This is a genomic window from Shewanella sp. YLB-07, from assembly GCF_009377275.1.
On the sequence record NZ_VOQB01000001.1, the window covers coordinates 887,690 to 902,846 of the forward strand.

Consider the following 15,157-nt stretch of genomic DNA (forward strand, 5'->3'; position numbering starts at 1 on the left):
GTCTGTTTAAACTTTTCTTTTGTAACGATATCGAAGTGTGAACTCATTCTCGGTTCGATGTTTGAACAAAAGTGGTTCGTATAACAAAAATATAGCTCAATTGAGCAGAGTGAGCAGAACGTGAAAAAGCAAAGACCTGTCCATCTAGATCTGCAGACCATACGCTTTCCTGCAACAGCGATCGCGTCTATTCTCCACCGTGTCTCCGGTGTCATCATGCTATTTGCTGTTGGCATTCTCATCTGGTTACTGAATGAATCTTTAGTATCCCCAGAGAGTTTCGCAGGCGTACAATCTCTTTTTGATAACTTGCTGGTTAAGTTTGTCATCTGGGGAATTCTTACCGCACTGGGTTATCACCTTATCGTTGGCATACGTCATCTGATAATGGATGCCGGTTGCTGGGAAGAATTGCCAGCTGGTATCGCTTCGGCAAAAGCCGCATTTGCATTGTCAATTGCGTTTTCTATCATTGTAGGGGTTTGGGTATGGTAACTAATGCAGCGAGTCTTGGACGCAGTGGTGTTCATGACTTTATTCTAATACGCGCAAGCGCAATCATCTTAGCCCTATACACTATTTTTGTGGTTGGATTTATTGCCCTTAGCTCTCCACTAACCTACGACGCATGGCATGGCTTGTTCAGCGCTCTGCCGATGAAAGTATTCACCTTGCTAGCCCTGGTCGCGATTCTGGTTCACGCTTGGATCGGTATTTGGCAGGTGCTAACTGATTACGTTAAGCCATTAATGCTTCGTGGTTTACTTCAGTTCGTTGTAGTCGTAGCAGCCTTTTCATATTTGGCAGCAGGCATTTTGATTGTGTGGGGTGTTTAAGTGAGTATTCCAGTACGCGAATTTGATGTGGTCGTTATCGGTGCCGGTGGCGCAGGTATGCGAGCAGCATTACAGATTTCAAAAGAAGGTAAGAGCTGTGCGCTTTTATCTAAAGTGTTCCCGACTCGTTCTCATACGGTTTCGGCTCAAGGCGGCATCACAGTAGCCTTAGGCAATGCCCATGAAGATCACTGGGAACAGCATATGTACGATACGGTTAAAGGTTCCGATTTTATCGGTGACCAAGAAGCGATCGAATTCATGTGTAAAACCGGTCCCGAGGCGGTTATCGAGCTTGAGCACATGGGTCTGCCGTTTTCTCGTTTCGAGAATGGCAAGATATACCAGCGTCCGTTCGGTGGTCAGTCTAGAAACTTTGGTGGCGAGCAAGCGGCTCGTACCGCAGCAGCTGCCGATCGTACCGGTCATGCATTGCTACATTGTCTTTATCAGCAAAATGTTAAGCATAAGACACAAGTCTTCTCCGAGTGGTATGCACTTGATTTGGTGAAGAACGAAGACGGCGTGATTGTCGGTTGTACCGCTATCGATATCGAGAGCGGCGAAATCGTCTATTTCAAGGCCAAGGCTACCGTGCTCGCTACTGGCGGCGCGGGTCGTATCTATGCTTCTACTACCAATGCACATATTAATACTGGCGATGGTGTCGGCATGGCAATGCGCGCTGGCATACAGATGCAAGATATGGAGATGTGGCAGTTCCATCCTACGGGAATCGCGGGAGCCGGTGTTCTGGTGACCGAAGGTTGTCGCGGGGAAGGCGGATATCTGCTGAACAAAGACGGCGAACGTTTCATGGAACGTTATGCGCCTAACGCGAAAGATTTGGCCTCTCGAGACGTGGTTGCACGTTCTATGATGACCGAAATTCGTGAAGGTCGTGGTCTAGATGGTCCTTTAGGTCCGCACTTGCTACTCAAGCTGGATCATTTAGGCAAAGAGACACTGGAAGCGCGTCTTCCAGGTGTGTGTGAACTGTCTCGTACATTCGCCCATATCGATCCGGCCGATGGCCCAATCCCTGTATTACCCACGTGTCATTACATGATGGGTGGTCTGCCTGCTAAAGTGAGCGGCCAGGTCATTCGTAAGAGTGAAGATGGCTCCGAGACTGACGTAATAGGCCTGTTTGCCGTCGGTGAGATTGCCTGTGTATCGGTACACGGCGCTAATCGTTTAGGTGGTAACTCACTACTGGATTTAGTGGTATTTGGTCGTGCTGCGGGTCAGCATCTGGGTAAAGCCCTGGATGAGACTCCTAATCCGAAAGATGCTACTGATGCCGACATCGATGCGTCTCTAGCACGTCTGAACCGTTGGGAAAGCAACAAAGACGGTGAAGATCCGGTGCAGATCCGTAAAGATTTACAGCTTTGTATGCAGCTGAACTTCTCAGTATTTCGCCGTGGCGACTCTATGGCTGAAGGTTTGGCTGAGCTCAAGCAGATCCGTGAACGTCTGGCCAATGCTAAGCTTTCTGATAACTCGAAAGAGTTCAATACCCAGCGTATCGAATGTTTAGAGCTGGATAACTTGATGGCGACTGCGATTGCAACGGCTTATGCCGCCAATTTCCGTACCGAGAGCCGTGGTGCTCATTCACGTGAAGATTTCCTCGAGCGTGATGATGAGAACTGGTTGTGTCACAGCCTGTTCGACCCGGTTACTGAAACAATGGATCGTCGTGCGGTTAACATGGAGCCAAAGCTTCGTGCAGCCTTCCCACCGATCAAGCGTACTTACTAAGGAGATACAGAGATGAATTTGAATATCGCAGTTTATCGCTATAATCCCGATGTAGACGCTAAGCCGTATATGAAGGATTACACATTAGAAGTCGCAGAAGGCACCGATATGATGGTTCTGGATGCACTGATACTGCTGAAAGAGCAAGATCCTACCTTGGCATTTCGTCGTTCATGTCGTGAAGGTGTTTGTGGCTCAGATGGCCTAAACATGAATGGCAAGAACGGTCTGGCTTGTATCACGCCAGTGTCTACCTTCAAGAGTAAGAAAATTGAGATTAGACCTCTGCCGGGTATGCCAGTCGTGCGTGACATTATTGTAGACCTATCTCAGTTCTACACTCAGTATGAGAAGATCAAGCCTTATCTGATTAACGATGAGAAAACGCCTGCGCGTGAACATCTGCAATCACCTGAGGAGCGTGAACATTTAGATGGTTTATATGAATGTATCATGTGTGCTTGTTGTTCTACCGCTTGTCCATCTTTCTGGTGGAACCCTGATAAGTTCATCGGTCCAAGTGGCTTGTTACATGCCTATCGCTTCCTAATCGATAGCCGTGACACAGCAACCGAAGAGCGTTTATCGGAACTTGATGATGCATACAGCGTATTCCGCTGCCATGGCATCATGAACTGTGTGGATGTATGTCCTAAGGGACTCAATCCGACTAAGGCAATTGGACATATTAAGTCCATGTTGTTGAAGAGAGCAGTGTAAATGCAAGACAAAGAGCTGATAGTAATAATTAGATAGCTCGAATTGAGTCACTTCTCTGTGGAGAAGTGGCTCTTTTGTGTAATGGAACTACAATAAGCCGTGAATTCTGGAACATCAGAAATCTAGGGGCGGCAAAAACTGTGTACCTCTCGTCAGTCTATTTTTATCTACGACGAAGGGTGCATTTACAAAACTTCGGCTAAACACGTGTATAAAGTTTGAAAGGAATAGAAATGCACCAAGGCATCATGAAAGCCTGGCTCGAATCATCACACCTAAACGGTGCTAATTCGACCTATGTAGAAGAGATGTATGAAGCCTATCAAGAAGACCCTCAGTCTGTTTCCGAAGACTGGCAAGTGGTGTTTGATAACCTCCCTCATGCCAACGGCGCATCGGCTGATGTACCCGAAGCAGCCCACTCTAAAGTACGTGATTATTTTCGTAGTTTAGCGCTCGAAGGACGTCATAAGGGCTCAGCCCGTGTGACAGATCCTGAAGTCGACGCTAAGCAAGTTAAAGTCCTGCAGATGATCAACGCTCATCGATTCCGTGGCCACCAGAACGCTAATCTCGACCCTCTGGAATTGTGGAAACGTGATAAGGTTTCTGAACTGGACCCGGCCTTCCATGGCTTAACAAGCGAAGATATGCAGCGTGAATTCAATACAGGCTCATTTGCTCATGGTGGCGAAACCATGAAGCTAGTGGATCTTGTACACGCATTGAAGGCCACATATTGTGGCGCTATCGGTGCCGAATACATGCACATGATAGATACTGACGAGAAGCGCTGGATCCAGCAAAGGTTAGAACCTTCTTTAGGTAGAGCTAATTACGACAAAACCGCTAAAACCCGTATCCTACAAGGCTTGAACGCCGCTGAAGGTATGGAGAAATACTTAGGCGCGAAATTCCCAGGAGCAAAACGTTTCTCACTCGAAGGTGGCGATGCGCTGGTTCCTATGATGCGCGAGATCATCTATCGTGCGGGCGAAGCCGGCACCAAAGAGGTCGTCGTGGGCATGGCTCACCGTGGTCGTCTGAACTTACTGGTTAATATCTTAGGCAAGAAACCTGCTGAGTTGTTTGACGAATTCGCCGGTAAGCATAGCGACGCACTCAATGGTTCGGGTGATGTTAAGTATCATCAAGGTTTCTCCTCCGACTTTAAGACGCCCGGTGGCAATGTTCACTTAGCCCTCGCGTTTAATCCATCACACCTGGAGATCGTTAATCCGGTCGTCATGGGCTCGGTGCGTGCTCGTCTGGATCGTCGCGGTTGTAATGATGGCCTCGAAGTCTTGCCTATCACCATTCATGGTGACTCGGCTATCACAGGTCAGGGCATAGTCCAGGAGACATTCAACATGTCTCAGACTCGCGGCTTCAAGGTCGGTGGCAGCATACGTATCGTGATTAATAATCAGGTAGGTTTCACCACCTCGAATCAGGACGATGTTCGCTCAACAGAGTATTGTACTGATATCGCTAAGATGGTGCAGGCACCGATTTTCCACGTTAATGCCGATGACCCGGAGGCTGTTGCCTTCATCTCTCAGCTGGCCGTCGATTATCGTAACGAATTTAAGCGAGATGTGGTTATCGATCTGGTTTGTTATCGCCGTCATGGCCATAACGAAGCCGATGAGCCGAGCGCGACTCAACCGCTGATGTATGCCAAGATCAAGAAGCATCCTACGCCGCGTAAGATCTATGCCGATAAGTTGATTGCCGAGAATACCTTGGCCGCCGATGAAGTCACTGCGATGATCAACGCTTATCGTGATGCCTTAGATCACGGAGATTGTGTGGTCGATGAATGGCGCCCTATGACACTGCATTCGGTCGACTGGTCACCTTACATCAACAGAGAGTGGGATGAAGAGTATCCGGCTCAGATGTCGATGGATCGTATTCGCAATCTTGCGGATAAGATCAGTTACGTGCCTGAATCTCACAAGTTGCAATCTCGCGTGGCTAAGATCTACAAAGATCGCGCCCTGATGGCAAAAGGTGAGAAGCTGCTCGATTGGGGTTTCGCCGAGACTCTGGCTTACGCGTCTATTCTCGAAGACAAGAAACGTATCCGTATCACGGGTCAGGACTCGGGTCGTGGTACCTTCTTCCACCGCCATGCGGTTCTGCATAATCAAAATGATGCATCGGCTTATATGCCGCTACGCAACATTGCCGACGAGCAAGGCCCGATTGACCTGACTGATTCTGTCTTATCTGAAGCTTCTGTACTGGCTTTCGAATACGGCTACGCTACGGCTGAGCCGGGGGGATTGACCTTATGGGAAGCTCAGTTTGGTGATTTCGCCAACTGTGCCCAAGTTGTCATCGATCAGTTTCTCTCGTCTGGTGAGCAGAAGTGGGGCCGCTTGTGTGGTCTGACTATGTTGCTACCCCATGGCTATGAAGGTCAGGGCCCAGAGCATTCGAGTGCTCGTCTGGAGCGTTTCCTGCAATTATGTGCGAATCACAATATGCAGGTCTGCGTACCATCGACACCGGCTCAGGTTTATCACATGCTCAGACGTCAGGTTGTACGTCCTATGCGTCGTCCTCTGATCGTGATGTCTCCTAAATCTTTGCTGCGCCATCCATTAGCTGTTTCCAGCATGGAAGAGCTTGCAGAGGGAACATTCCAGAATGTTATCCCTGAGATGGACAGCCTGAATAGCAGCAAGGTGGATCGCGTGGTCTTCTGTAGCGGTAAGGTCTATTTCGAACTGCTAGAGAGACGTCGTAAAGAGAATATCACTAATGTCGCCCTTATCCGTGTGGAGCAGCTTTATCCGTTCCCGCGTGAAGAGATGCTAGAGACATTAGCCCAATACCAGCATGTCAAAGATTTTGTCTGGTGTCAGGAAGAGCCGCAAAACCAGGGCGCTTGGTATTGTAGTCAGCATCATTTCTGGGGTTCAATCCCAGCCGGTGCAGAGTTAACCTATGCCGGTCGTGAAGCATCAGCTGCCCCTGCGTGTGGTTATCCTGCGTTGCATGCTCAGCAGCAAGACTCTTTGATCAAAACAGCATTAAAACTGTAGTAACAGACAATTTATAAAAAGGATAGCTCATAATGAGTATCGAAATTAAGGTACCCGTACTGCCAGAATCTGTTGCCGATGCGACCATTGCCACTTGGCATGTGAAAGCTGGCGAACAAGTCACTCGCGATCAGAACCTCGTCGATATCGAGACTGATAAAGTTATACTCGAAGTGGTTGCTCCCGAAGATGGTTCAATCTCCGAGTTCTTGGCCGAAGAGGGTGACACAGTGCTTGGTGAAGTCGTTATCGCCAAGTTTATTGCGGGGGTGGTAGCGGGCCAGGAAGTGACTAAAGCCGAAGCCGAAGCCGCAACTCCTGAAGCGAGTGATGAGTCAAATGACGCCCTTAGCCCATCGGTTCGCCGTTTGATTGCAGAGCATAATATCGATGCCAGTAAGCTTAAAGGCACTGGTGTTGGCGGACGTATCACTAAGGAAGATGTCGAAGCCTTCGTTAAGAATGCCAAGGCTGCACCGGCTCCTGCTGCAAGTGCACCAGCTGCTATAGCGCCTCTGGCTGAGCGTAGCGAGAAGCGTGTGCCTATGTCACGCCTACGTAAGACGATTGCTAAACGTCTTCTGGAAGCTAAAAACTCTACAGCCATGCTGACGACGTTCAACGAAGTCAACATGCAGCCTATCAAGGATATCCGTAAGCAGTATCAGGAGATCTTCGAGAAGCGTCATGGTGTCCGTTTGGGCTTCATGTCTTTCTACATCAAGGCAGTGACAGAAGCGCTGAAGCGTTTCCCTGAAGTGAATGCCTCTATCGATGGCGATGACATCGTTTATCACAACTATTTCGATATCAGCATCGCGGTTTCTACACCACGTGGTCTGGTTACGCCTATACTGCGTGATACCGACACCATGAGCCTTGCCGATATCGAGCGTAATGTGCGTGAATTGGCAGTCAAGGGTCGTGATGGCAAGCTAACCGTTGCAGACATGACTGGCGGTAACTTCACCATCACTAACGGTGGTGTGTTCGGCTCATTAATGTCGACACCTATTTTGAACCTGCCACAGAGCGCGATCTTGGGTATGCATGCCATCAAGGATCGTCCTATGGCAGTCAATGGTCAGGTTGAAATCCTGCCCATGATGTACCTGGCACTTTCTTACGATCATCGTATTGTTGATGGTCGTGAGTCAGTTGGCTTCCTGGTTGCCATTAAGGACTTCCTCGAAGATCCAACTCGTCTACTGTTAGATTTATAAAAAAGTACAGTGACACCATACCAGTCACGTCTCAGGATGTGATTGGTATTACCCTCGTTACTGGCCCAGAAAGAGCCAGTTAAATTTGATAAGAAGTATATGGATAGATCATCATGAATTTGCATGAGTATCAGGCAAAAGCTCTATTTGCCGAATATGGTTTGCCAGTGTCAGAAGGTTTTGCTTGTGATACACCACAAGAAGCCGTTGAAGCTGCTGGAAGGATTGGCGGTGACACTTGGGTTGTTAAGTGTCAAGTACATGCAGGTGGCCGTGGTAAAGCTGGTGGCGTTAAAGTTACTAGCTCTAAAGACGAGATCCGCGCGTTTGCCGAACATTGGTTAGGTAAAAATCTGGTAACGTACCAGACAGATGAGAAGGGTCAGCCGGTTGCTAAGATTTTAGTAGAAACCTGCACCGACATCGCCAACGAATTGTACCTAGGTGCCGTTGTCGATCGCGCTTCACGTCGTGTGGTATTCATGGCTTCTACCGAAGGCGGTGTTGATATTGAGACTGTGGCTGAAAATACGCCAGAGTTGATCCACAAGGCTATCATAGATCCATTGACAGGTCCTCAGTCATTCCAGGCTCGTGATCTTGGCTTCAAGTTGGGCCTAAACCCGACTCAGATGAAGCAGTTCACTAAAGTCTTCATGGGCTTAGCTAAGATGTTTGAAGACCATGATTTCGCACTTCTAGAGATTAACCCGCTGGTTATCACCGACGAAGGCAACATTCACTGTCTTGATGGTAAGATTGGTATCGACGGTAATGCTTTGTACCGTCAGCCTAAAATCCGTGACATGCACGATCCATCACAAGATGATGCACGTGAAGCACATGCTGCTAAGTTCGAGCTTAACTATGTCGCACTAGACGGAAACGTCGGTTGTATGGTTAACGGCGCAGGTCTTGCCATGGGTACCATGGACATAGTTAACCTACACGGCGGCAACCCTGCTAACTTCCTCGATGTTGGCGGCGGAGCGACTAAAGAGCGTGTAGCTGAAGCGTTCAAGATCATTCTGTCTGACGATAACGTTAAAGCAGTATTGGTTAACATCTTCGGTGGTATCGTGCGTTGTGACATGATAGCTGAAGGTATTATCGGTGCAGTTAAAGAGGTCGGTGTAACCGTACCTGTTGTTGTCCGTCTTGAAGGTACTAACGCAGAACTTGGCCGTGAAGTATTGGCTGGTTCAGATCTCGATATCATCGCTGCCACGAGTCTTACTGACGCGGCTCAGCAAGTTGTTAAAGCTGCGGAGGGCAAATAATGTCTGTCTTAATCAATAAAGATACTAAAGTTATCTGTCAGGGCTTTACCGGCGGTCAAGGTACATTCCACTCTGAGCAAGCTATCGATTACGGTACTCAGATGGTTGGTGGTGTATCACCTGGAAAAGGCGGTAAAGTTCATCTTGGTCTGCCAGTATTTAACACAGTTAAAGAAGCTGTCGCTGAAACCGGTGCTACTGCATCTGTTATCTATGTACCTGCTCCTTTCTGTAAAGATGCCATTCTTGAGGCTATTGACGGTGGCATCGAGCTTATCGTTTGTATCACAGAAGGCATCCCGACTCTGGATATGCTTCAGGTTAAAGTTAAGCTTGAAGAGACTGGCGTGCGTATGATCGGTCCTAACTGTCCAGGTGTTATCACTCCTGGTGAGTGTAAGATTGGTATCATGCCTGGTCACATCCACAAGCCGGGTAAAGTCGGTATCGTTTCTCGCTCAGGTACGCTGACCTATGAAGCGGTTAAGCAGACTACCGATGAAGGTTTCGGTCAGTCTACTTGTGTTGGTATCGGTGGCGATCCAATTCCTGGTACTAACTTCATCGACGTTCTTGAGTTATTCCAGAACGATCCACAGACCGAAGCGATTGTCATGATCGGTGAGATCGGTGGTACTGCTGAAGAAGAAGCGGCCGAGTACATCAAGGCTCACGTGACTAAACCTGTTGTTTCATACATTGCCGGTGTAACAGCACCTGAAGGTAAGCGTATGGGTCATGCCGGTGCAATCATCGCCGGTGGTAAAGGTACAGCTGAAGATAAGTTTGCCGCGCTTGAAGCTGCAGGCGTAACGACAGTTCGTTCACTTGCCGATATCGGTAAAGCACTACGTACAAGAACTGGTTGGTAATTAGTCCTTCCGATTTTAAAAGGCGCCTCGGGCGCCTTTTTTGTTGCCATTTTTTACTGATGCTTTGAGTTAATTATGTTTATCGTATCCGTTATTTTTCCGTTGATTTTCATGGTGGGTTTGGGCTACCTGCTGACTCATATCAAATACTTCAGCCGTGAGCATCTAGCTGGTATAGGTAAATTTGCCTTTAATATCAGTATTCCGGCCTTTTTGTTCCTGAATATGTATAAAGCACCCCTAGAGCAGAGTCTGAACATCACCGAGCTGGTGGCATTTTATCTGCCTGTTCTTGCCGTGTATGGCATAGGTTTTGTGGCCAGTAAATTCTTTAGCCGGAGTAGTAAAAATCAGGCCCAAAGTGCCGTCTACGCTTTAGGCTGCAGTTATTCCAACACGATTCTAGTGGGTCTGCCCATCATCATCGCGGCGTTGGGTGAGTCTATGATGGGTAATGTGTTTGTCATCATCACCTTTCATAGTGCGCTCTTGTTTGCTATGACCTTCTTACTTTCCTCTAGAGCGTCAGGACAAGCTTTTTCATGGTCCAGCTTCACCCGCTCAATTTTATTTAATCCTGTTGTGATGAGTATCTCTCTGGGAATGATCATTAATGCTTTGGGGCTCAAGCTGCCCGATGAGCTGATGTCCGGACTCAGTCTGCTGGCTGAGCCAGCATTGGCCTGCGCCTTGTTCGTCTTGGGGGCGAACCTGAGTTTTTATAGCATCAGTCAGGAGTGGGTATTTTCGGCCTTGGCATGCGCAATTAAATTGCTAGTGTTGCCGGCTCTGGTATACGGTTTCGGACATTATGGCTTGGGCATGGTAGGGGATAGTTTGGCGCTAGTAGTGCTGCTCAGTGCCTCACCGCTGGGTGTGAATGCCTATCTGATTGCCACTCAGCTTAAGGTGCAGCAATCAGTATTGGCCAGCACAGTCGTCTTATCGACTGTGCTCTGTGTGTTTAGTTTCGGATTTTGGTTGTGGATCTTGTTATAGGCCTAGACGCTTAAATATTAGTTTTTAGATGCTTTAGGCCTGATGCCTGAATTCAGGAGGCTGGAGGAAGAACACATCTTCGGCGTAGAACTGTTCTGCTCGGCTGGTCTTCCACCAGATCTGCCAGGCATCATCCAGTTCACCGTTTTCAATCAGCGCATTCGGCGCTACGGGTTTGATTAGGCTACCCATAGACATCAGTAGGCCATAGGGGGAGCGGCGTTTTATCATCTGGGGGAGCAGCTTAGCGGGATCATCTAAGCCCATGCTGCCGACGAGTTCGTAGAAGCTCTTTAGGGTATTGTGATGGAAGTTTTTAATCCTTAAACTCTTCTCCTGCACATTGATTGCTTTGGCCCTGGCGGGATCTTGGGTGGCGACGCCAGTGGGGCACAGATTGGTGTTGCAGTGACGGGACTGAATACATCCCAGAGCCAACATCATGGTGCGCGCGGCGTTAACCGTATCGGCGCCTAGGGCAATTTTCGTGAGCAGATCGAAACTCGAGGCGGTTTTCCCCGAGGCTATGATGCGGATTTTGTCTCTTAATCCCACGCCGATTAAGGCGTTGTGAACAAAATACACGGCTTCGAGACACACCATGCCGAGTCGGTTCGTGAATTCAACTGGTGCGGCTCCGGTGCCACCCTCAGCGCCGTCGACTGTGATGAAGTCCGGGGTGATCCCTGTCTTCAGCATAGCCTTACAGATCCCGAGAAATTCGGCGGGGTTGCCGATGCAAAGTTTAAAACCGACGGGTTTACCGCCACTGAGTTCTCTTAATCGCGCAACAAAATTAAGCAGATCTATGGGAGTGGTACATTCTGGGTTTACTGCCGGAGATACGCAGTCTCTGTCCATGGGGATATGACGAATTTCGGCGATTTCCCGGGTGATTTTAGCCTTAGGTAGCACGCCTCCGTGGCCAGGTTTTGCACCTTGGCTGAGCTTTATTTCAATCATCTTTATTTGTGGTCGCTTAGCCATGGTTTCGAAGGAGTCTGGGTCAAAATTGCCTTCATCATCACGGCAACCAAATAGTCCTGAGCCTATCTGCCACACTATGTCGCCACCGTGTTTTAGGTGGTAGGGGCTTGCGCCGCCTTCTCCCGTATTATGAAAGCAGCCGGCCTGTTTGGCACCAAGGTTCAAGGCTTCGATGGCATTTGCGCTTAATGAGCCAAAACTCATGGCTGATATATTTAAATAAGATGCTTCATAGGGTTGAGTGCAGTCGGGTCCGCCGAATTTGATGCGTTTCACCTCATCGCTTATTTTTTTTGGGGACAGTGAATGCCAGAGGCTAAGATAGTTCTCTTCCAGCAGATCTCTCTGGGTACCGAAGGCGATGGTGTCACGGATATTCTTGGCTCTCTGATAAACCAAGGATCTCTGCTCTCGATTAAAGGGGCGCTCTTCTGTGTCATTTGCGATGAAATATTGTTGGATCTCGACCCGATAGGACTCGAGGAAATAGCGAAGGTAGGCGACTACAGGGTAGAGTCTGTTTAAGTTGTGGGAGCTAAATTTGAGATCATAAAAGCCGATTACTGTGTAGCAGGCTGTGAATACTAATAGCAATACGGATAGGGGGCTTGTACTTAAAAAAAAGAGGGCTAACAGGTTACCTACACTGGCAATTAGCCAGTAAATCAATTGCATTATTGTCATATTGCTTCCTTGTTAATCGTGCGGAACCGAGCAAAATATACGCTTTATTATGGGATTATATTGATAAAAAACTAACAGGTATATAAATTGGTTACTAATTTAGATTCGCTGCACTAAATTGTGTTTAGATGTACTGGGTTCAAACATTAGCCTCAAATTAAGGGATTATATGATCATTGCTGAAACGGATAGGTTGATTTTACGACAATTTGAAGCTAAGGATATTCACACCCTATTCTTGCTTAACAGCATACCAGAGATCTTGACTTACATTCCCGGCGAGCCGATGACCTCGGTCGATCAAGCTGAGCAGATTCTTTCAGATATCATCATTGCCAACTACGAAGAGTTTGGTTACGGCCGTTGGGCCGTAGAGCATAAAGCGGATAAGAAAGTCATTGGATTTTGTGGACCTAAGTATATTACTGAATTTAGGGAAGTCGAGCTGGGTTACCGTTATCTGCCAGAATATTGGGGCCAAGGTTATGGCTTTGAAGCGGGGAAGTCGGCATTAGAGTCGTTTCCAGACTTTGGAGTCCATGAAGCGATTGCTCTCATTTTATTGGGTAATAAAGGGTCTGAAAATCTGGCCAAAAAGCTTGGGATGGAGCATAGAAATAGAGACCGTTTTATGGGGCACAAGGTGAATGTGTTTCACAAGCATCTTTAATAGGCACAAAAAAACCAGCTCGAGGGCTGGTTCTTTTAGGATGAAACTTAGTGTGTCTTAAGCGTCGTTGTGTTCACACTCATCATTAGTACACACACCGTATAGGTATAGGCTGTGGTTGGTGAGTTTTATGTTGTGTTTCATGGCAATCTCATCTTGTCGAGTCTCGATCAGATCATCTGAAAACTCGATGACCTTGTTGCATGATAAGCAAACGAGGTGATCGTGGTGATGTTTAGTCGCCAATTCGAAAACTGCCTTGCCGCTCTCGAAGTGATGGCGGGTAACGATACCTGCATCATCGAATTGGTTGAGTACACGGTACACGGTGGCAAGACCGATCTCTTCACCTAACGCGAGTAATCTTTTATACAGATCCTCAGCACTGATGTGTTGATTTTCGGGTCCTTGCATCAGTTCTAGAATCTTGACTCGTGGTAAGGTAACTTTCAAACCCGCTTTTTTTAGCGCCTGATTTCCATCTGTCATTACTAATCTCTTGATTGCAGAACCATCAGTTTAACTATCGGTTCAATAGTGGATATTAAGATCTATTATAGAGGTAAAATTAAAAACTTAAACCTTTGAAGGTCTTTATCTCACCTTTATCAAAGCAAATACAATAAATCGCTATAAATCAGAGATAAAGCATGCGATTTAAGCTTACATTTTGTATTGTTATTATTGTATTTATACTAATGCATAATATCGTGTGTCAGATATTTGAGTCAGGCTTGTCGGGTTATATTTAATAAGAATAAAAAGAGTATGGAAGGAATGAAAATGTATCGGCAGATAGTGATTTTAACCGGCGCTGGAATTTCAGCAGAATCAGGCTTAAGAACGTTCAGAGATCAAGATGGTCTATGGGAAGAACATAAAATTGAAGATGTTGCGACGCCGGAAGGTTATGCGCGAGATCCCGAGCTTGTGGATCGATTCTACAATGCCCGTTGGAGTCAGCTGCATAGTGGAGATGTGGAACCGAATGCAGGGCATAATGCCTTAGCGCGCCTCGAGAGAGAATTTGATGGTGAGCTATTGATAGTCACTCAAAATATCGATGACCTACACGAACGAGCGGGATCACACCGTTTATTGCATATGCATGGGGAGTTGTCGAAAGGACGTTGTCCGCGTTCCCGTCAAACCTTTTTACTCAAAGACCCATTTGGCCCCGAGCATACGTGTACTTGCTGTATTCCGGCCCAGAGGCTAAGGCCCCATGTGGTTTGGTTCGGTGAAATGCCCATTGGCCTGGACCGCATTCAACATACTTTAGATAATTGTGATCTGTTTATCGCCATAGGGACTTCAGGCACCGTTTATCCAGCCGCAGGCTTTGTTGATACTGCTAATCACCATGGCGCTCAAACCGTTGAAGTCAACTTGGTCGAAGCAGACCGTCACAGTCAATTTCAATATCATCTGCAGGGTAAGGCCAGTGAAATAGTGCCAGACTTGGTCGATAATATCTTGTCGGGGACTGTGATCAGTAATCGCTAAGAAATTGGGTTGAAAATAGAATGTCGTAATAGCCGAGGTAGTTAAAGATGGAAGAAGCCCTGAGTCGAACTCTGCCAAAAGAGGAAGATAAACAAGGTCAGAATTTGAAAAAGTTAGTGATAATCATGCGCGGTCTTCCCGGCAGCGGTAAGTCTCGTTGGGTCGATGAGTTTATTGGCAGTCAAACACTCGAAGTCGCCATGAACATTCGGAGCAAGGGCTATTTCTCGACGGATAGTTTGTTCTATGTAGGGGATGAGTACAGGTTCGATGCTAAATGTTTGGCCGAGTTTCATCAGCGCAACTTAAGTGGATTTATTCATGCGCTATCGGTTTCTCAGCCTCTAGTTATTTGTGATAATACTAATATGGCTTACTGGGAGTTTATGGCCTACGAAGCCGCGGCGAAGGCCTTGGGCTATCAGGTTCGCATCGTGTTAATAGGTGAACCTCATGACCCTGCTCATCAAGCTGAATGCGCCAAGCGAAATAACCATGGCGTACCGTTAGCCCAGATACAGAGAATGGCCAGACAGTTCGAAGTCTTCTAATTCTAG

Annotated in this window: 14 protein-coding genes; 12 read left to right on the forward strand and 2 right to left on the reverse strand. The window is 47.4% G+C overall.

Annotated features, from left to right (window positions below; all coding sequences use genetic code 11):
- The first annotated feature begins 99 nt into the window (after positions 1-99).
- The 9 genes from sdhC to FS373_RS03600 all read left to right on the forward strand — a co-directional run bounded on the left by sdhC (position 100) and on the right by FS373_RS03600 (position 10,753).
- On the forward strand, positions 100-495 hold the full coding sequence (gene sdhC, locus FS373_RS03560; RefSeq protein ID WP_144047083.1) for a succinate dehydrogenase, cytochrome b556 subunit: 396 nt from the start codon (positions 100-102) through the stop codon (positions 493-495).
- Complete coding sequence (sdhD, locus tag FS373_RS03565; RefSeq protein WP_144047082.1) at positions 489-836, forward strand: succinate dehydrogenase, hydrophobic membrane anchor protein; 348 nt, start codon at positions 489-491, stop codon at positions 834-836. The genes sdhC and sdhD overlap by 7 nt, the downstream gene beginning before the upstream one ends.
- A complete protein-coding gene (sdhA, locus tag FS373_RS03570) occupies positions 837-2,603 on the forward strand; it encodes a succinate dehydrogenase flavoprotein subunit (RefSeq protein WP_144047081.1) in 1,767 nt (588 codons plus the stop codon). It abuts the gene before it with no gap.
- A 12-nt stretch (positions 2,604-2,615) separates the two neighbouring features.
- Positions 2,616-3,323: a succinate dehydrogenase iron-sulfur subunit gene (locus tag FS373_RS03575; RefSeq protein ID WP_144047080.1), complete on the forward strand. Its 708-nt coding sequence runs from the start codon at positions 2,616-2,618 to the stop codon at positions 3,321-3,323.
- 233 nt (positions 3,324-3,556) lie between these two features.
- A complete protein-coding gene (sucA, locus tag FS373_RS03580) occupies positions 3,557-6,379 on the forward strand; it encodes a 2-oxoglutarate dehydrogenase E1 component (protein ID WP_144047079.1) in 2,823 nt (940 codons plus the stop codon).
- A 32-nt stretch (positions 6,380-6,411) separates the two neighbouring features.
- Complete coding sequence (gene odhB, locus FS373_RS03585) at positions 6,412-7,602, forward strand: 2-oxoglutarate dehydrogenase complex dihydrolipoyllysine-residue succinyltransferase (protein WP_144047078.1); 1,191 nt, start codon at positions 6,412-6,414, stop codon at positions 7,600-7,602.
- A gap of 113 nt (positions 7,603-7,715) precedes the next feature.
- On the forward strand, positions 7,716-8,882 hold the full coding sequence (gene sucC, locus FS373_RS03590; protein ID WP_144047077.1) for an ADP-forming succinate--CoA ligase subunit beta: 1,167 nt from the start codon (positions 7,716-7,718) through the stop codon (positions 8,880-8,882).
- Positions 8,882-9,754, forward strand: coding sequence for a succinate--CoA ligase subunit alpha (gene sucD / locus FS373_RS03595; protein ID WP_144047076.1), 873 nt, complete (start codon positions 8,882-8,884; stop codon positions 9,752-9,754). Before sucC ends, sucD begins: the two co-directional genes overlap by 1 nt.
- 75 nt (positions 9,755-9,829) lie before the next feature.
- Entirely contained in the window at positions 9,830-10,753 is a 924-nt protein-coding gene (locus FS373_RS03600; RefSeq protein WP_152829045.1) for an AEC family transporter, read from the forward strand.
- 33 nt (positions 10,754-10,786) lie between these two features.
- Here the strand turns inward: FS373_RS03600 and FS373_RS03605 are convergent, their stop codons facing one another.
- A complete protein-coding gene (locus FS373_RS03605; protein WP_144047075.1) occupies positions 10,787-12,424 on the reverse strand; it encodes an FMN-binding glutamate synthase family protein in 1,638 nt (545 codons plus the stop codon).
- 169 nt (positions 12,425-12,593) lie between these two features.
- Here FS373_RS03605 and FS373_RS03610 point away from each other — a divergent pair, with 169 nt between their 5' ends.
- Entirely contained in the window at positions 12,594-13,094 is a 501-nt protein-coding gene (locus FS373_RS03610) for a GNAT family N-acetyltransferase (protein WP_152829046.1), read from the forward strand.
- Positions 13,095-13,151: 57 nt separating this feature from the next.
- On the opposite strand, the gene fur is transcribed toward FS373_RS03610, so the two are convergent.
- Positions 13,152-13,583 carry a ferric iron uptake transcriptional regulator gene (gene fur, locus FS373_RS03615; protein ID WP_144047073.1) on the reverse strand — a complete coding sequence of 144 codons (432 nt, stop codon included), beginning with the start codon at positions 13,581-13,583 and terminating at the stop codon, positions 13,152-13,154.
- A gap of 294 nt (positions 13,584-13,877) precedes the next feature.
- On the opposite strand from fur, the gene cobB reads away from it, so the two are divergent.
- The gene (gene cobB, locus FS373_RS03620) at positions 13,878-14,600 is read left to right on the forward strand and encodes a Sir2 family NAD+-dependent deacetylase (RefSeq protein ID WP_229380937.1); all 723 of its coding nucleotides are present in this window, start codon (positions 13,878-13,880) and stop codon (positions 14,598-14,600) included.
- Positions 14,601-14,725: 125 nt separating this feature from the next.
- Positions 14,726-15,151 carry an AAA family ATPase gene (locus tag FS373_RS03625; RefSeq protein ID WP_227992557.1) on the forward strand — a complete coding sequence of 142 codons (426 nt, stop codon included), beginning with the start codon at positions 14,726-14,728 and terminating at the stop codon, positions 15,149-15,151.
- The last annotated feature ends 6 nt before the right edge of the window (positions 15,152-15,157 follow it).